Annotated in this window: 15 protein-coding genes and 1 tRNA gene; 1 reads left to right on the forward strand and 15 read right to left on the reverse strand. The window is 66.8% G+C overall.

The window, feature by feature from the left end:
- Positions 1 to 13: 13 nt before the first annotated feature.
- Positions 14 to 3,412, reverse strand: coding sequence for a pyruvate carboxylase (locus GD627_RS10765; protein ID WP_152272468.1), 3,399 nt, complete (start codon positions 3,410 to 3,412; stop codon positions 14 to 16).
- A gap of 264 nt (positions 3,413 to 3,676) precedes the next feature.
- On the opposite strand from GD627_RS10765, the gene GD627_RS10770 reads away from it, so the two are divergent.
- Complete coding sequence (locus tag GD627_RS10770) at positions 3,677 to 4,525, forward strand: ParA family protein (protein WP_146362481.1); 849 nt, start codon at positions 3,677 to 3,679, stop codon at positions 4,523 to 4,525.
- Between the two features lie 168 nt (positions 4,526 to 4,693).
- On the opposite strand, the gene GD627_RS10775 is transcribed toward GD627_RS10770, so the two are convergent.
- The 14 genes from GD627_RS10775 to GD627_RS10840 all read right to left on the reverse strand — a co-directional run bounded on the left by GD627_RS10775 (position 4,694) and on the right by GD627_RS10840 (position 16,671).
- A complete protein-coding gene (locus GD627_RS10775) occupies positions 4,694 to 5,281 on the reverse strand; it encodes a MerR family transcriptional regulator (protein ID WP_146362482.1) in 588 nt (195 codons plus the stop codon).
- Between the two features lie 190 nt (positions 5,282 to 5,471).
- Entirely contained in the window at positions 5,472 to 5,966 is a 495-nt protein-coding gene (locus tag GD627_RS10780; RefSeq protein ID WP_146362483.1) for a bifunctional nuclease family protein, read from the reverse strand.
- A gap of 1 nt (position 5,967) precedes the next feature.
- The gene (ftsR, locus tag GD627_RS10785) at positions 5,968 to 6,717 is read right to left on the reverse strand and encodes a transcriptional regulator FtsR (RefSeq protein ID WP_152272469.1); all 750 of its coding nucleotides are present in this window, start codon (positions 6,715 to 6,717) and stop codon (positions 5,968 to 5,970) included.
- Between the two features lie 37 nt (positions 6,718 to 6,754).
- Positions 6,755 to 7,225, reverse strand: coding sequence for an FHA domain-containing protein (locus tag GD627_RS10790; RefSeq protein ID WP_146362485.1), 471 nt, complete (start codon positions 7,223 to 7,225; stop codon positions 6,755 to 6,757).
- A 192-nt stretch (positions 7,226 to 7,417) separates the two neighbouring features.
- A complete protein-coding gene (locus GD627_RS10795) occupies positions 7,418 to 7,780 on the reverse strand; it encodes a hypothetical protein (protein WP_152272470.1) in 363 nt (120 codons plus the stop codon).
- 185 nt (positions 7,781 to 7,965) lie between these two features.
- Entirely contained in the window at positions 7,966 to 8,994 is a 1,029-nt protein-coding gene (locus GD627_RS10800) for a PQQ-dependent sugar dehydrogenase (RefSeq protein WP_194266030.1), read from the reverse strand.
- A 218-nt stretch (positions 8,995 to 9,212) separates the two neighbouring features.
- Positions 9,213 to 9,286: transfer RNA gene (locus GD627_RS10805), tRNA-Pro, on the reverse strand.
- A 201-nt stretch (positions 9,287 to 9,487) separates the two neighbouring features.
- Positions 9,488 to 11,050, reverse strand: a complete 1,563-nt coding sequence (gene der / locus GD627_RS10810; RefSeq protein ID WP_152272471.1) for a ribosome biogenesis GTPase Der — start codon at positions 11,048 to 11,050, stop codon at positions 9,488 to 9,490.
- 171 nt (positions 11,051 to 11,221) lie between these two features.
- A complete protein-coding gene (gene cmk, locus GD627_RS10815) occupies positions 11,222 to 11,923 on the reverse strand; it encodes a (d)CMP kinase (protein WP_146362489.1) in 702 nt (233 codons plus the stop codon).
- Positions 11,920 to 13,029, reverse strand: a complete 1,110-nt coding sequence (locus GD627_RS10820; RefSeq protein WP_152272472.1) for a prephenate dehydrogenase — start codon at positions 13,027 to 13,029, stop codon at positions 11,920 to 11,922. Before GD627_RS10820 ends, cmk begins: the two co-directional genes overlap by 4 nt.
- A gap of 3 nt (positions 13,030 to 13,032) precedes the next feature.
- On the reverse strand, positions 13,033 to 14,238 hold the full coding sequence (locus GD627_RS10825) for a pseudouridine synthase (RefSeq protein ID WP_152272473.1): 1,206 nt from the start codon (positions 14,236 to 14,238) through the stop codon (positions 13,033 to 13,035).
- A gap of 24 nt (positions 14,239 to 14,262) precedes the next feature.
- A complete protein-coding gene (scpB, locus tag GD627_RS10830) occupies positions 14,263 to 14,904 on the reverse strand; it encodes an SMC-Scp complex subunit ScpB (protein WP_152272474.1) in 642 nt (213 codons plus the stop codon).
- Positions 14,901 to 15,800 (reverse strand): segregation and condensation protein A, encoded by a 900-nt coding sequence (locus GD627_RS10835; RefSeq protein WP_152272475.1) that lies wholly within the window; start codon positions 15,798 to 15,800, stop codon positions 14,901 to 14,903. Before GD627_RS10835 ends, scpB begins: the two co-directional genes overlap by 4 nt.
- Positions 15,778 to 16,671: a ParA family protein gene (locus tag GD627_RS10840; RefSeq protein WP_146362494.1), complete on the reverse strand. Its 894-nt coding sequence runs from the start codon at positions 16,669 to 16,671 to the stop codon at positions 15,778 to 15,780. The genes GD627_RS10835 and GD627_RS10840 overlap by 23 nt, the downstream gene beginning before the upstream one ends.
- Positions 16,672 to 16,706: the final 35 nt, after the last annotated feature.

The following is a 16,706-nucleotide window of genomic DNA, read 5'->3' on the forward strand; positions in this document are numbered from 1 at the left end:
ATCACTTCCGGGTTCACTTCGGGGCAATGACCAGGAGCAGGTCTCCGCCCTGGACCTGTTCCACCCGCGAAATGGCGACGCGTTCCACCGTTCCGGCGACCGGGGCCGTAATGGAGGCCTCCATCTTCATGGCTTCGATCGTGGCAACAGTCTCCCCGGCGGCTACCTCCGAGCCTTCCTTGGCAACGACCGTGACAGCGCCGGCGAAGGGAGCCGCGACGTGCCCGGCCTCCGCCGGATCGGCCCGCTCCGCCGATTTGGTGGTGCTTTCAATGCTGCGGTCCCGGACCGAGACGGGCCGCATCTGCCCGTTCAGCGTGGTCATCACCGTACGCATGCCTTTTTCATCCGGTTCGGACACGGCATCCAGCGCCGCAATCAACCGCACGCCCTTCTCCAGTTCAATGACGTGTTCTTCCCCTCGGCGCAGCCCGTAGAGGTAATCGCGGGTGTCGAGGACCGAGACGTCGCCGTAGGTTTCCCGGACGGTGGCGAATTCCTTCGCCGGACCCGCGAACAGCAGACGGTTCAGGGTTTCCTTCCGGGTCGCGGAGTCCGCGTGCAGGCCGGCCTTGTCCACCTCTGTCAGGTCGACGCGGCGGGGCTTGATCTCGCGTCCCTGCAGGGCCTTGGTCCGGAACGGTTCGGGCCACCCTCCGGGCGGATCCCCGAGCTCGCCGCTGAGGAACCCGATCACCGAATCCGGGATGTCGTAGTTCTGCGGGTTCTCCTCGAAGTCCTCCGGTGAGACGTTGGAGCCGACCAGCTGGAGGGCAAGGTCCCCCACTACCTTCGACGACGGCGTGACCTTCACCAGTCGGCCGAGAATCCGGTCGGCGGCGGTGTACATGTCCTCGATGGCTTCGAAACGCTCCCCCAGTCCCAGGGCGATCGCCTGCTGGCGCAGGTTGGAAAGCTGGCCGCCGGGAATCTCGTGGCGGTACACGCGTCCGGTCGGACCCGCCAGCCCCGATTCGAAGGGTGCGTACACGCGCCGCACAGCCTCCCAGTACGGTTCCAGTGCGCCTACGGCGTCCAGGCTGATGCCGGTCTCCCGCTCGGTGTTGGTCAGCGCGGCGACGAGGGAGGACATGGACGGCTGGCTGGTGGTGCCGGCCAGCGGGGCGCTGGCGACGTCCACTGCGTCGACGCCCGCCTCGGCCGCGGCCAGCAGGGTGGCCAGCTGCCCGCCGGCGGTGTCGTGCGTGTGCAGGTGGACGGGCAGGTCGAACCGCTCCCGCAGCGCCGCGACCAGCTTGGCCGCCGCAGCCGGGCGCAAAAGCCCGGCCATGTCCTTGATGGCCAGGATGTGGGCGCCGGCGTCCACTATCTTCTGGGCCAGGTCCAGGTAGTACTCCAGCGTGTACAGGTCCTCCTTCGGGCTGAGCATGTCTCCGGTGTAGCAAAGCGCCACTTCAGCCACGGCTGTCCCGGTCCTGCGGACGGCACGGATGGCAGGCTCCATCTGCGAGACATCGTTCAGGGCATCGAATATGCGGAAAATGTCCACACCGGTGGCGGCAGCTTCTTCGACGAACGCTTCGGTGACTTCGGTGGGATACGGCGTGTAGCCGACCGTATTCCGGCCCCGGAGCAGCATCTGGATGCAGATATTGGGCAGCTCGTGCCGCAGGGAGGCGAGCCGTTCCCACGGATCCTCCCCCAGGAAGCGCAGGGCGACGTCGTAGGTGGCACCTCCCCATGCTTCCACGGAGAGCAGTTCCGGCGTCAGCGCGGCTACCGCTGGTGCCGCCGCCACGAGGTCCCTGGTTCGCACCCGGGTGGCCAGCAGCGACTGGTGGGCATCGCGGAAGGTGGTGTCCGTGACGGCCAGTTCGCTCCGCTGCCGCAGATCCGCGGCGAAACCCTCCGGACCCAGTTCCAGCAGCCGCTGCCGTGAACCGGCTACGGGTTCGGGCAGGCCGGTAGGCAGTTTCACCGCCGGGTCAGCGTGCACCACGGGCTCGCCGTACGGCTTGTTGACCGTAACGTCGGCGAGCCAGTTGAGCAGCTTGGTGCCGCGGTCGGCGGAGCCGCGGGCGTTGAGCAGCTCGGGACGTTCCTCGATGAAGGATGTGGCGACGTCTCCGGCCACAAAGTCCGGATCATCCAGGACGGCCTGCAGGAAGGAGATGTTGGTGGCCACGCCGCGGATGCGGAACTCGGCCAGGGCACGCCGTGCCCGGTTGACGGCAATCGGGTAGGTCCTGCCGCGGCAGGTGAGCTTGACCAGCATGGAGTCGAAGTGCGGGCTGATCTCGGCACCTGCGTAGACGGTGCCGCCGTCGAGCCGCACCCCGGCACCGCCGGCGGAACGGTAGGCGGTGATCCGGCCGACGTCGGGCCGGAATCCATTGCCCGGGTCCTCGGTGGTGATGCGGCATTGGAGGGCTGCCCCGCGGATCTGCAGCTCATCCTGCTGCAGGCCCAGGTCCGCCAGCGTCTCGCCGGCCGCGATCCGCAGCTGGGACTGGACAATGTCCACGTCGGTGATTTCCTCGGTGACGGTGTGCTCCACCTGGACACGCGGGTTCATTTCGATAAAGACGTGCTGGCCGGCACGTTCCCCGACGGTGTCCACGAGGAACTCCACGGTTCCGGCGTTGACGTAGCCCAGGGCCTTGGCGAACTTCACTGCGTCCCGGTACAGGGCCTGGCGGATGTTCTCATCCAGGTTGGGGGCAGGCGCTATCTCCACCACCTTCTGGTGGCGCCGCTGCAGCGAGCAGTCCCGTTCAAACAGGTGCACAATGTTGCCGTCCGCATCGGCCAGGATCTGGACTTCAATGTGCCGGGGCCGCAGGACCGCCTGTTCCAGGAAAACGGTGGAGTCGCCGAACGCCGTTTCCGCTTCCCGCATGGCCGCCTGGAGCGCTTCCGGGAGCTTATCGGCAGTGTCGACCCGGCGCATCCCCCGTCCGCCTCCGCCGGCCACGGCCTTGACGAAGATCGGGAAGCCGATGTCCTCGGCTTCGCTGAGCAGCTTTTCGACGTCGTCGCTGGGCTGGGTCGAGCGCAGCACCGGGATACCGGCCTTCCGGGCCGCGTTCAGGGCGTGGACCTTATGCCCTGCCAGCTCCAGGATGTCCGCAGGCGGGCCCACGAAGGTGATACCGGCGTCGGCGGCAGCGCGGGCGAGGCCAGCGTTTTCGGACAGGAAGCCGTAACCGGGGTAGATGGCATCACAGCCGGATTCCTTGGCCACCCGGATAATTTCGTCCACGTCCAAGTACGCCCGGACCGGATGCCCCTCTTCACCGATCAGATAGGCTTCGTCGGCTTTCTGGCGGTGGATGGAATTGCGGTCCTCATGGGGAAACACGGCCACGGTCTTGGCGCCCAGTTCATAGGCTGCGCGGAAGGCGCGGATGGCAATTTCGCCTCGGTTCGCGACCAGTATCTTCGAGAACATGGATCTCCTGCGTCGATTGCGGACGGGGCACCCGGACAGGTGCCGCCGTTCTTACGGGTTCTCCGCCGCGGCACGAGGGAAGCCCTTCGCCGCCGGGATTCTCCGGCGGACGGGACCCGGGGCTGCCGTGGGGAACGTCACACGGCACCAGTCTAAACGCCAGCCCGGGAAAAGCCTGCTGCCGGAGCAGCGGTTGTCCGTCACATAGAATGAGTCAGCTAGCCCTCCGGCGGTTCCCCGACACGTAAGGTTTTGGTTCAACAAGTGCAAGTAGTGAGCATCAGCAGCCTGAAGGGCGGCGTGGGTAAAACCTCCGTGACCCTGGGCCTGGCATCCGCAGCGCTGGCCGCGGGCATTCCGACGCTCGTAGTGGACCTGGACCCGCATGCCGATGCCACCACCGGCCTGGGTGTCAGCCTGGGCGCCGGAAAGCAGCTGGGAATCGGCGAGATGCTCCGCACCGCCCGCCGCGCGGAGCTCTCGGACAACGTGGTGCCCAGCGGCTGGGTGGCAAACGCCCGCCGCCTCCGCAAAGGCACCGTGGGCCGGAAGCCGGTGCTGGACGTTGCCATGGGGTCGGCGTACTCGGGCATTTATGACCGGCCGGACCTGAGCAGGCGCGATGTCCGGCGTCTGACCACCCTGCTGTCACGGGTGACCGGGTACGGACTGGTCCTCATTGACTGCCCGCCGTCGCTGAACGGCCTCACCCGCATGGCCTGGACCGCCAGCAACCGCGTGATGCTGGTAGCCGAACCCGCACTGTTCTCCGTGGCCGGCACCGAACGCACCATGCGTGCCCTCGAACTGTTCCGCGCGGAATTTGCCCCCAATCTCGGCCCCGCCAGGATCATCGCCAACCGGGTGCGCGCCACCTCCAACGAACACGCCTTCCGGCTGGCGGAAATGAAGCAGATGTTCGGCGACCTGGTGCTCACACCCACCATTGCGGAGCAGGCGAACTGGCAGCAGATCCAGGGTGCGGCCCACTCGGTGCACCACTGGCCGGGCGAGTCGGCCAAGCAGTCAGCCGCAACCTTTGATGCCCTGCTGAAGAACCTCACGGATTCCGGCGGTGTCCGCAACCGGGTGGCGCGCCGCCCGGTTGCCTAGGGCCGGCGAAGCACCTCCGGAAACAGGAAAGGAAGGGCGCCCCCGGGGGTGCCCTTCCTTTTACGTGTGTGTAGCTGAAGCCGGTCTGCCGGGTGCCTTGGATTCTCCGGGTGCGCTGGATTCTCCGGGTGCGCTGGATTCTCCGGATGCTTGGCTAACCGGTGTGGCTCAACTGATCTTCCGGGCGATGCGGCGCTGGCTCAGCTCGTCTCCGGGAAAGTCCTGATCGTTCACGTGCTCACTGGGCAACTGCGCAAGGCTCCCCTCGACCTCACGCCAGACCCGGCCCACGGCAATGCCGAAAACTCCCTGGCCGCCCTGTACCAGGTCGATGACCTCGTCCGCCGATGTGCATTCATAGACACTGGCGCCGTCGCTCATCAAGGTGATCTGCGCCAGATCCTCGACACCGCGTTCGCGCAGGTGCTCAACGGCGGTACGGATCTGCTGCAGGGATACGCCGGTGTCCAGCAGCCGCTTGACTACTTTCAGGACCAGGATGTCGCGGAATCCGTAGAGGCGCTGCGTGCCGGAGCCGGCGGCCCCGCGGACGGCCGGTTCAACCAGGCCGGTGCGGGCCCAGTAATCCAGTTGCCGGTAAGTGATCCCGGCTGCCTTGCAGGCGGTGGGGCCGCGGTAGCCTGCGTCTTCGTCGAGAACAGGCAAATCCTCGGTGAACAGCAAGCCCTGGGCGCTCCGGGAAGGGATGCCCCCCGGTGCCGCGGCGTGATCGCCGGCATCGCCTTTCGGACTCACGTGTGCCTCCTAGTAACGGTTCCCCTGGGGGTCGGCACGGGCCGAGCTGTCGGGGCGTCTTCAGTGTGCCCCGAGAACTCCCCCGGTGCAATGGGAACTCTATGCTTCGACGTTAGAACCGACGGGCACCAAGGTCAAAGATGCCGGGAACTTTTCCGCCGCGTGTCGGCAGACACCGGCTGCGGAGAGGTCAGCGCTCGAAGTCTTCCGGCTCGACGTCGGCCAGGAATTCCCGGAACTGGCGCATCTCCTGCTCAGCGTTGTCCTGCTCTTCTTCGCCTTCAGGCTCGGCATCAGCAATCCGGACGCCGGCTTCGTTGAGCACCTCGTCGGCACAGTAAATCGGGCACGGAATCCGCAGCGCGACGGCGATCGCGTCGGAGGCCCGTGAATTCACGGCGGTGCCGTCTTCGAAAACAATCTCCGCGTGGAAGACAGTGTCCTCCACGGAGACCAGGCGAACGAAGGTCACCTCGCGCTTGAGGGCGTGGATCAGGTTGACCAGCAGGTCATGGGTCATCGGACGCGGGGGAACGATCCCCTGCTGCACGAACGCGATGGCACTGGCTTCGGGCGCACCGATCCAGATGGGCAGATGCCGTTCACCGTTGACTTCCTTGAGCAGGACCAACGGCTGATTGGACGGGAGCTCTATCCGCACGCCCACCACTTCCACTTCCTGCATATCAACCCTCCATACGCGCAATTTGACCGTGTACCAGAGCGCTGTGCAGGCTCAGGCAAAGGTCGCTGATTTCCCGGGCGGTCTCCGCGGCACGCGCTTTTGACGCGACGTCGCGGCGGGAAGCCACAGGGGCCACAACGCGTTCAACCAGCCCCAGTTCGCGGTCAGCGGCGGCACGGAACGGACGCAGGTGGCGTGGTTCAATGCCGTGCGCTTCAAGCTGGACGCAGGCCTTGGCTACTTTCAGGGCATGCTCGTCATAGGTCTCGTCAGTGCCGCTTATCAGTCCGTAACTGATCAGGCTGCGGACCAGTTCCGTGCTGGCCCCGGACTCCCGAACCAGTTCCCGGAAGGTCAGCGCCCGGGCATGGGCGCGCGCGGACAGTTCCCCGGCCAGCTGGTCGGATACGGCCCGGGGTGCAAGCGACATGCCGCCGGGCAGCGATTCCGGCCGCTCGCCCCTGTCGATCGCGTCCAGATAATCCTTGATGACCTTGAGGGGGAGGTACTGGTCCCGCTGCAGCGCGAGCACAAACCGCAGGCGTTCGACGTCGGCAGGTGTGTATTTCCGGTATCCGGCGGCGGTGCGCTGCGGTGTGACCAGGCCCTTTTCCTCCAGGAAACGGATCTTTGACGCGCTGATGGCAGGAAACTCTGCGCTGAGCTCGCTGAGGACCTCGCCGATATTCAGCACCCCGCCGCGCAGCCGTTCGGGTCCGGTGGTACGCCTGACTGGCTGTGATGCTGACATGTTTACTACCTTATCTGCCCGACGCCGGGGCCTGAGCCTAGTTTCCGGCAGATGCGGGGCGGGCCGCGTAGAAAGTGAGCCGGAACTTGCCGATCTGCACCTCGCTTCCGGTGCGCAGCAGCACGCTGTCCACCCGGTCATGGTTGACGTACGTGCCGTTGAGGCTCATGGAGTCCACTACCCGGAATCCCTCCGGGGTGCGGCGGAACTCCACGTGCTTGCGCGACACCGTGACATCGTCAAGGAAAACATCGGCATTGGGGTGCCGGCCGGCGGTGGTGACGTCCTGGTCCAGGAGGAACCGGGCACCGGCATTCGGACCGCTGTGAGCAATCAGCAGGGCTGAACGCGCCGGGAGCGCGGCAACGGCGGCGCGCTCGTCCGGGGTCAGTTTCGGCTCCACCGAAGTGGAGTCAGACATCGGGGGAAGACTGATGGATGTGGTGTCTTCGACGCCGGGTGCCTGTCGGCTGCCCGCCCCTTCGGCGCTGTGCTGCTGGCCCGCCATGTGCAATTTCCTCCCCAAAAAGAAAACCGATCAGCCGAAAATAGCTGGCTGACCCGGTTCCGATGACTGTTTCTGCCTTACGTGCTGTATCAGACTACCTGTTACGGGCCCGGCACGGCACTGGTTCTTCCGGGGCGTCGAAACACTTCGATTTACAGCGCTCTTCCCTGCAACGTCTGCAGGGTCTCCCGGCTATGACGCTTCCGGAGTCTGCTGATGATGAATCAGCCGCGGCCGCCCCGCTTCGAGAAGGTAGGCGGACAGCATGACGGCCTGATACTCATCCGGACCCCGGTTGCCCGTGAACCGATAGGCGATGCTTGCCGTGTCGGCCGTGCCGAAGTACCAGAACGGGGCAATGTCGATCCGGTCCCAGCCAGCCGAAGCGGCAATCGCCGCAACGCATTCCCCCTTATTCAGGACTGCTCCGGGCACGACGACCAGCGCGTCTTCATGCAGCAGCTCCTCGTACGCCGGTGCGCCGTCGAGGGCCAGCCTTTGCTCCAGGCGGACAAGGGCCTCACGTGCCAGTTCGGAGGGAATGTCATCGCTCACGGCCGGGCACCTCCTCGGCGATCCGGGCTGTCAGGCCGTTCGGATCCGGATCGGACTCGTTCAAGGACACGGCCCGTGACTTGCTTTCCATTGACGACCCTCCTTTGGGAACTGCCTTTAGTCTGCCGCAGCCCGTCCGTGCACGGAAGGTTCCGGTGCGGGCGGATTCGCGGCGGCCGGGCTGTTCAGGAGCCCGGTGACAGACGCAGGATGCGGTCATCATCCGGGCCCGGTTTCCCGCGGCCGTCGGTGTTGTTGGTCAGCACCCACAGGCTGCCGTCGGGCGCCTCCACCACGTCGCGCAGCCTGCCGTACCCCCCGGATTCGGCGGCACCCGCGGGGTCCTGCAGCGGAACCCGCCGGAGGCGTTCCCCGCGGAGGTTCGCGATGTAGACCGACCCGTTGGCGACGGCGATGCCACTGGGGCTGGCGTCCTCCGGCGTCCACTGCTGCACGGGATCAATGAACCCTGCCTCGCCGGCGATGCCTTCCACCTCCGGCCAGCCGTAGTTGCCGCCCGGCTCAATAACGTTGAGCTCGTCCCAGGTGTCCTGTCCGAACTCACTGGCGTACAGGACACCGTCAGGGTCCCAGGCGATACCCTGCGGATTGCGGTGACCGTAGCTGTACACCAGCGAGCCGGGGAACGGGTTGTCCCCGGGCGCGGCGCCGTCGGCGGTCATCCGCAGGATCTTGCCGGAGGGGGAATCCCGGTCCTGGGCACTTTCCCGGTCACCGGCGTCGCCCGTGGTGGCGTAAAGCATGCCGTCGGGGCCGAAGGCGATGCGTCCGCCGTTGTGGACGCGGCCGGCGGGGATCCCGTCCAGCACGGTCTCGGCCGGCCCCAAGGCCAGCGCCCCGGCCGTCCCGGTCAGGTCCCGCCGCTCAATCCGGTTCTCCTGCCCGGCAGTCAGGTAGGTGAAAAGGACTCCGTCCTGCACGGCAATCCCCAGCAGGCCGCCCTCGCCACTGCCTGCGGCGTCCGCTATAACGCCCACTTCCCGGCTGCTGCCCTCGGCGTTGAGCTCCAGGATCCGGCCGGAGTCCCGTTCGCTGACCAGCGGGACGCCGTCGCTGAAGGCGATGGACCACGGGGCGTCCAGGCCGGTGGCCAGCACAGCCGGGGTTGCCGGGGCTGCCGTCCCGGAGGTGGAGGGCGCGCGGGCGACACCGGAAGCGGAGTGTCCGGTACGGGGCTGCCGGTTCCCGTGCACGCTGCAGCCCCCGAAAGGGCCAGCACTGCTGCAACCGTGGCAGTCCGCCTGCTTCGCATCCGCCGTCCGTTCTCGATGCCTGCCTCCCGGTCCTGCCCGGACCCGAACCCTATCCGCTGTTCTTGCTGAACACCAGGTCCTCCGGGGCGGTGACCGGGTCCAGCACGTCCGCTTAACGACAAAAGCCCGGCAGAACTTTCGTTCCGCCAGGCTATCTGTCGGGTTGACAGGATTTGAACCTGCGACCCCTTGACCCCCAGTCAAGTGCGCTACCAAGCTGCGCCACAACCCGTTACCCGGCCGGTTTATTTCCGGCCGAACCAACTCAAATACCTTACACCACAATCGGCGAAAGTCCCGAATCGGGTCCGGGTCCGGAGCCGCACCACCGGCCGGGGCCCGAGGCAACACCCCCCGGAAAGCGCGAAACCCCGGCCCCGCTCCCCCCGCAGGGGACCGCAGGACCGGGGCACGCGATGCCTCAGCTGAAGATTTAGCGCTTGCTGGCCTTGCCGCGCTTTTCACGCACGCGCATGGAAACCTCGATGGGCGTTCCTTCGAAGCCGAAGGTCTCACGCAGCCGGCGGGTGATGAAGCGCCGGTAGCCGGGATCCAGGAAGCCGGTGGTGAACAGCACGAACTTCGGCGGGCGGGAGGAAGCCTGCGTGCCGAAGAGGATGCGGGGCTGCTTGCCGCCGCGCACGGGGTGCGGATGCGCCGCGACGAGCTCACCCAGGAAGGCGTTGAGCTTGCCGGTGGGAATGCGCTTGTCCCAGCTTTCCAGGGCGGTGTCCAGTGCGGGCACCAGCTTGTCCTTGTGCCAGCCGGTCTTGGCCGAGATGTTCACGTGCGGCGCCCATTCAACATGGGCCAGGTCACGCTCGATCTCGGTCTTGAGGTAACGGCGGCGGTCGTCGTCGAGCAGGTCCCACTTGTTGAAGGCGAGGACCAGCGCGCGGCCGGATTCGATTGCCAGCTGCAGGATGCGGACGTCCTGTTCGCTGAGGACTTCGTCCACGGCCAGGAGAACGACGGCGACTTCGGCCTTTTCCAGCGCGGCCTGCGTACGCAGCGAGGCGTAGAAATCCGCGCCCTGAGCCATGTGCTGGCGGCGGCGGATACCGGCGGTGTCCACGAAGCGCCAGGTGCGTCCGCCCAGTTCGACCATTTCATCCACCGGGTCGCGGGTGGTTCCGGCGAGGTCGTCAACGACCACACGCTCGGAGCCGGCCAGCTTGTTCAGCAGCGAGGACTTGCCCACGTTCGGGCGGCCGATCAGCGCGATGCGGCGCGGGCCGCCGGAGCGGTCCAGTCCGCCGTACGCGGAGTACTCGGGCAGGACGTCCAGGACGGCGTCGAGCATATCGCCGGTGCCGCGCCCGTGGAGGGCGGAAACCGGGTACGGCTCGCCGAAGCCCAGGCCCCAGAGCGCCGAGGCGTCGGCTTCGTTCTGGATGTCATCGACCTTGTTGGCGACGACGACGACGGGCTTGCCCTTGCCGCGCAGCATCCGCACCACGGCTTCGTCGGTGGCGGTGATGCCAACGGTGGCATCCACCACCAGCATCACGGCGTCTGCGTGGTCCACGGCGATTTCGGCCTGGTCCGCCACGCGGGCGTGGATGCCCCGGGCATCATGCTCCCAGCCGCCGGTGTCCACCAGGGTGAAGTTCACGCCGTTCCAGGTCGCCGGGTAGGACACCCGGTCACGGGTCACGCCGGGGGTATCCTCGACAACTGCCTCGCGGCGGCCGAGGATACGGTTCACCAGGGTGGACTTGCCGACGTTCGGGCGTCCAACGATGGCGACCACGGGATCCTGGCGCAGAGGTGCGTCTTCGTCATATTCCTGGAAGCCGCCGGCGAGCAGCGCGGCGTCTTCTTCATCAAGCTCATAGTCCTCGAGACCGGCGCGCAGGGAACGGGCGCGGATATCGGCCTCGTCCTCGTCCATTGCCGCCAGGCGCTCGTTGACCTGGTCTTCTCCGGACGGGATGAACTCGTCCGTGGAGGCCCCGTCACCGGCGGTGTCGTCGTTGAAAGGTAATCCGTTCATTAAATTGCTTTCTTTCCGTTGAGGTCTGCAGCACTGCGTACAGGCCGTCGCCGGACGTTCAGCCCGGTAAGAGTGAGGGAGGATTTCCGGCAGCATAAGCGCCGGACACCCTCCTCCCATTGAAACACGGGCGGGTGCCCATGGTTGGTGCCGGGTCCTCCGGCAAGGGGGTCAGTGGGTGCTGGTGAACACGACGTCCAGGACCGCGGAAACGGTCTCTTCGAAATCGAGGTCGGAGGAATCGATGGTGACGACTCCGTCGGCTGCCTGCTGGAAGTCCACCACGGTGGAATCCTTGGCGTCGCGGACCAGGACCTGTTCCTTCAGCGCCGCAGCGGTCTGCGTGCCGCCGAGCTGGATGCCCCGGCGGCGAAGCCGGGCTTCCTCGCTGGCGGTGAGCAGGATGCGGACCTCGGCATGCGGGGCCACCACGGTGGTGATGTCGCGGCCTTCGGCGACAATGCGCAGGCCGGAATCCCGAATCAGCTGCTGCTGGCGGCGGACCAGCTCGGCACGGGCGCCCAGCGTGGTTGCCACGGCGCTGACCGAAGAGGAGACGACAGGTTCCCGGATCGCGTCCGTGACGTCGCGTCCGGAGACCCGGACCCACTCCTCATCCGGAGACAGGCTCAGGGCAATGTCGGCGTTCTCCGCTGCGGCCTCCACGGCCACGGAATCCGTCAGATCAATTCCGGCCTCCATGCAGGAGAGCGTGACGGCACGGTACATGGCACCGGTGTCCAGGTAGGCGGCATGCAGGCGGCGCGCCACTTCCCGGCTGATGCTGGACTTGCCCGAACCCGACGGCCCGTCAATTGCCACCACCAGCGGCTTGCCCTGCCGGAACCGGGCCGGATCAACTCTTGAACTCACTGCACTACCTTCCACCCGCGGGCGCTTAATTCAGAAACAAGGTCATTCACCCGGCCAGGCAGGACGGAGATTTCCGCCCGTCCCACCTGCCGGCCGGAGGCATGCTCCAGCCGCAGGTCTTCCAGGTTCACACCGATCTCACCGATCTCGGTGAGCAGCCGGCCAATCTGGCCCGGCGTGTCATCCACGAGCACGGTGAAGGACACAAAGGTCTGCGCCGGTCCGCCGTGCTTGCCCGGGATCCGCGCCTGCCCTGCGTTGCCTTCGGCGATCAGCTGGGCCATGTCCAGGCGTGCACCGTCCGCCACCGGATCCTCGAGGGTGCGGATCAGCCGGTTCAGGTCCTCGCGGACCCCGTGCAGGATCGGCACCAGCCGGCCGGCGTTGCCGCTGAGGATCTGCACCCAGAGCGTCGGATCGCTGGCGGCAATCCGGGTCACGTCCCGCAGGCCGTTTCCGGCCAGGGCCAGGGACTGCGGGGGCGTTTCCTGCAGCCGGCTCGCCACCAGGGAGGCCATGACCTGCGGCAGGTGCGAGGTCAGCGCGACGGACGCGTCATGTTCCTCGGCGGGCATGCGGGACACCACGGCCCCCAGATCGAAGGCCAGGGCTTCGGCACGGCGCACGGCGTCCGCAGACGCTTCGGGCGGCGCGCAGATTACCCACGGCATCCCGTTGAACAGTTCCGCCCGAGCCGCGACCGGCCCGGATTTCTCCCGGCCCGCCATCGGGTGGGTGCCCACGTAACGGCTCAGGTCGGCGTCGTGCTCCCGCAGATCCGCCAGGACGGCGGACTTGACGCTGGCAATATCGACGACGACGGCGGCCGGCCAGTCCTTCAGCGCTGCGGCGGCCAGGGTGGCTGTGACGTCCGGCGGTGCGGCAACCACCACCAGGGAAGGCGCAAAGCCGGCGCCGGCCGCGCTCAGCAGCCGTCCCGCGCCGATGTCGCGGGCCACCGCCTCTGTGGAGGGAGACAGGTCCGAGAGCACTACATCGACGCCGCGGGCGGAAAGCCCCAGACCGATGCTGGTCCCCAGCAGTCCCGTGCCGATGATCAGCACGGATCCGGACAGGTGGGTGCCCCCGTCAGCGGCAGCGGCCATCGGCTAGAGCCCTACGGAAGCGAGGAGGTGGCCCACCTCGCCGCGGCCGAGGACGCGGATGCTGCCCTGGCGCTGGTCGCCCAGGCTGATCGGGCCGATCTTGGTGCGGACCAGGCGCTCCACCGGATGCCCGACAGCGTCGAACAGACGGCGGACAATGCGGTTGCGGCCCGAGTGCAGGACTACCTCCACCAGGATGTGGCCGGGGGTGGAGTCCACCAGTTTGAAGGAGTCGACCTTCTGGAACCCGTCTTCAAGTTCAATGCCTTCACGCAGCTGGGCGCCGATACCCTGGCCCATGGGGCCGCGGACCTGCACCAGGTAGGTCTTGGGCACTTCGTAGGAGGGGTGCGTGAGCCGGTTGGTCAGCTCGCCGTCGTTGGTCAGCAGCAGCAGGCCCTCGGTTTCATTGTCCAGGCGGCCCACGTGGAACAGGCGCTCGTGCTGGCTGGACGGCTTGAGGTAGTCGCTGATGCACGGACGTCCCTCGGGGTCATCCATGGTGGAGATGACGCCGCGGGGCTTGTTGAAGACGTAGTACTTCTGGGTTTCGTCCAGCTGCAGGCGCATGCCGTCCACGTGGATGGCCACAACGGCCGGATCAACGCGGACGCCCAGTTCGGTGACAACCTGACCGTCAACCTCGACGCGGCCTTCGGCAATCATTTCCTCGCACACGCGGCGGGAGGCCACGCCTGCACTGGCCATGACCTTCTGCAGGCGGACACCTTCGGGGTTGTGCTGTTCGGAGATCACCGGGGCAGCGGGGCGGCGGGTGGCCGAACGGCGCACCGGGCCCAGGTTCTGGCCGAACCGCTCGTTGCGGAAGGCACGGTCACCGCTCTTGCGCTGCCCGGCCTGGGGGCCGCCGAACTTGCCGGCACCGGTCTTGGACGCCCCGGACTTGAAGCCGCCCGACTTGGGGGCACCGGTTTTGGGTGCACCGGATTTGGCGGCGTTTGAGCTGGTTCCGAAGGCCTTCACGGCGTCGGACTTAAACTTCTCGGGCCGGACCTCGGGGGCGGGACGGTAGCCGTTGGCGCGTTCTTCGCCCTTCTTCAGGCCGGATGCCGAGCGCGGACCGCCGGTGCGGTCGGAGGAGGGCTTGGAGCCGCGGCCGAAGCCCTTGCCGCCGGCGGGGCCACCGGCACTGCGTCCGCCGCCGCGCGGGGTATTGCGGCCGGATCCGGAACGGGGTGCTGGTGTCATGAGTAAGTCCTTTGGGTGTAGCGGTTAATAAGTAGTGTCTTCATATTCGGCCAGGTTTTCCAGCCCGGGCAGGTGCGGTGCAATCTGCGGAAGATCGTCGAGACTGCCCAGACCAAGCCGTTCCAGGAAGTACGGCGTGGTCCGGTACAGCAGCGAACCGGTTTCCGGTTCGGTGCCGGCGTCGACGATCAATCCACGCTGAACCAGCGTTCGGACCACCGAATCGACGTTTACTCCCCGGATCGCGGAGACCCGGGCCCGGGAGACGGGCTGCCGGTAGGCAATGACCGCCAATGTTTCCAGTGCGGCCTGCGACAGCCGGGCACTCTGGCCTTCCAGTACAAACTTCGACACAACGGGCGCATAGTCAGCGCGGGAAAAAATCCGCCATCCGCCTGCAACATCGCGGAGTTCAAAACCACGCGGTGCGCCCTCGGGTCCACCCCCAGTATAGCCGTCATACTCCAGCCGCAGTTCCGTGAGGGCGGCGAGCACTTCCTGCTCCGGTACGCCGATCACCGAGGCCAGCAGTGCCGGGGCCGCGGGTTCGTCCACCACCATCAGCACCGCCTCGACGGCGGCCTTCACCCCGCCGGGCAGGGCCGCGGCGTCATCGGTGCTCTCCCCGGTACCCGTTCCGGTACCGGAAGCAGGTTCAGCCGTCATGACCGTGCCCCTTCCAGTTTCGTATGATTCGTCCCGCGGCCTGCACCGCCGGCGGGTTCGGACTCGTATTCATCCACGCCCGCAAAACCGGCGCCGGCATCCGCCGTCCCGGTCCAGATAATGCGCAGCTCCCCCAGCGGGGTTTCCTGGTCAAAACTCACGGCCCCGTCACGGAACAGTTCCAGCAGCGCCAGGAAGCGGGCCACCGCGACCGGCCCGTCGGCGTCGGACACCAGGACCGCGAACGTGGCCGACCCGTGTCCGGCGAGCCGTTCGGCCAGGATCAGTGCCTGTTCCCGGACACTGGTTTTGGGCGCGTGCAGGTGGTCCAGCTCCACGCCCGGGGGCTGCTCGGCACGCGGCTGCAGCGCTCGGGCGGCAAGGTCCGCAAGCTGCCCGGGCGTGGTGCGCCAGACAAGCTCCGGGAGCATGGCCGCGAAGTGCGGATCCAGGGATACCTGCCGGGGGAAGCGCTGGGCTTCTTCGGAGAGCCGGTCCCCCATGAGGCGGGCCATCTCCCGAAATGCCTTGTACTGCAGCAGCCGGGCGAACAGCAGGTCCCGAGCCTCCAGCAGGGCCACGTCCTCCTCGTCCTCGACGTCGCCGGCCGGAAGCAACCGTGCGGCTTTGAGGTCCAGGAGCGTGGCGGCAATGACCAGGAACTCGCTGGCCTCGTCCAGGGCAACCTCCGGGCCGGTGCCGAACAGTTCCCGGATATACCCGAGGAACTCATCGGTGACGGCAGCCAGGGCAATCTCGGTGATGTCCAGTTCGTGTTTGGAAATCAACCCCAGCAGGACGTCGAACGGTCCGGTGAAGTTCGTCAGCCGGACTTCAAAGCCGGTGCGGGACTCCGTCTGCGTGGACGCCGGCTTAGGGCGCGCCGCCGCGGGCAATCAGTTCCTTGGCGAGACGGCGATAGGAGTCGGCGCCCGGGTGGTTGCCGGCGTAGGAGGTGATCGGTTCGGCAGCCACGGTGGCATCGGCGAACTTAATGGTCCGCTTGATGACCGTCTCGAAGACCTTGTCACCGAAAGCTTCCACCAGGCGGGAAATGACCTCGCGGCTGTGCAGTGTACGGGCGTCGTACATGGTGGCCAGGACGCCGTCCACCTGCAGCCCCGGGTTCAGCCGGTCCTGGACCTTCTCGATGGTCTCCACCAGCAGTGCGACGGCGCGCAGGGCGAAGAACTCGCAGATCAGCGGGATGATCACACCGTGTGCCGCGGTCAAGGCGTTGACGGTCAGCAGGCCCAGGGACGGCTGGCAGTCGATGAGGATGACGTCGTAGTCATCCGAGACCCGGCGCAGGGCGCGTTCGAGCACCTGCTCGCGGGCCACCTCGTTCACCAGCTGGACCTCGGCGGCGGACAGATCGATATTGGCCGGCAGCAGGTCGATGTTCTCGATGGACGTTTCGTGGATGGCCTCGCGGATATCCACCTTCCGGTCCATCAGCACGTTGTAGACGGTGAGGTCCAGTTCGTGCGGATTGGCTCCCATGCCGGCGGACAGGGCGCCCTGCGGATCAAAGTCGACCAGCAGGACCCGGCGGCCGGCCTCGGCGAGGGCAGCGCCGAGGTTGATGGTGGAAGTGGTCTTGCCGACCCCGCCCTTCTGGTTCACCATCGCAATGATCCGGGCAGGACCGTGCGAGGTGAGGACGGGAGGCTCGGGGAATACCGTCAGGGGACGTCCGGTAGGGCCCATCACCGTCTCGGGTGCGGTTGCGTCCTGCAGAGTTGATGAACTCTGATCGCTGCTCACGTATAAATCCACGCTTCCGTATATAGCTGTGCTGC

It is taken from the genome of Arthrobacter yangruifuii (assembly GCF_009192775.1).
GTDB classification, from domain to species: domain Bacteria; phylum Actinomycetota; class Actinomycetes; order Actinomycetales; family Micrococcaceae; genus Arthrobacter_B; species Arthrobacter_B yangruifuii.

Excerpts from the sequence above, each read along its gene's own strand:
- ftsR (WP_152272469.1), bottom strand. The coding sequence starts at position 6,717 with ATGTCAGCATCACAGCCAGTCAGGCGTACCACCGGACCCGAACGGCTG.
- GD627_RS10790 (WP_146362485.1), bottom strand. The coding sequence starts at position 7,225 with ATGGCGGGCCAGCAGCACAGCGCCGAAGGGGCGGGCAGCCGACAGGCA.
- GD627_RS10825 (WP_152272473.1), bottom strand. The coding sequence starts at position 14,238 with ATGACACCAGCACCCCGTTCCGGATCCGGCCGCAATACCCCGCGCGGC.
- GD627_RS10765 (WP_152272468.1), bottom strand. The coding sequence starts at position 3,412 with ATGTTCTCGAAGATACTGGTCGCGAACCGAGGCGAAATTGCCATCCGC.
- der (WP_152272471.1), bottom strand. The coding sequence starts at position 11,050 with ATGAACGGATTACCTTTCAACGACGACACCGCCGGTGACGGGGCCTCC.
- scpB (WP_152272474.1), bottom strand. The coding sequence starts at position 14,904 with ATGACGGCTGAACCTGCTTCCGGTACCGGAACGGGTACCGGGGAGAGC.
- GD627_RS10820 (WP_152272472.1), bottom strand. The coding sequence starts at position 13,029 with ATGGCCGCTGCCGCTGACGGGGGCACCCACCTGTCCGGATCCGTGCTG.
- GD627_RS10780 (WP_146362483.1), bottom strand. The coding sequence starts at position 5,966 with ATGCAGGAAGTGGAAGTGGTGGGCGTGCGGATAGAGCTCCCGTCCAAT.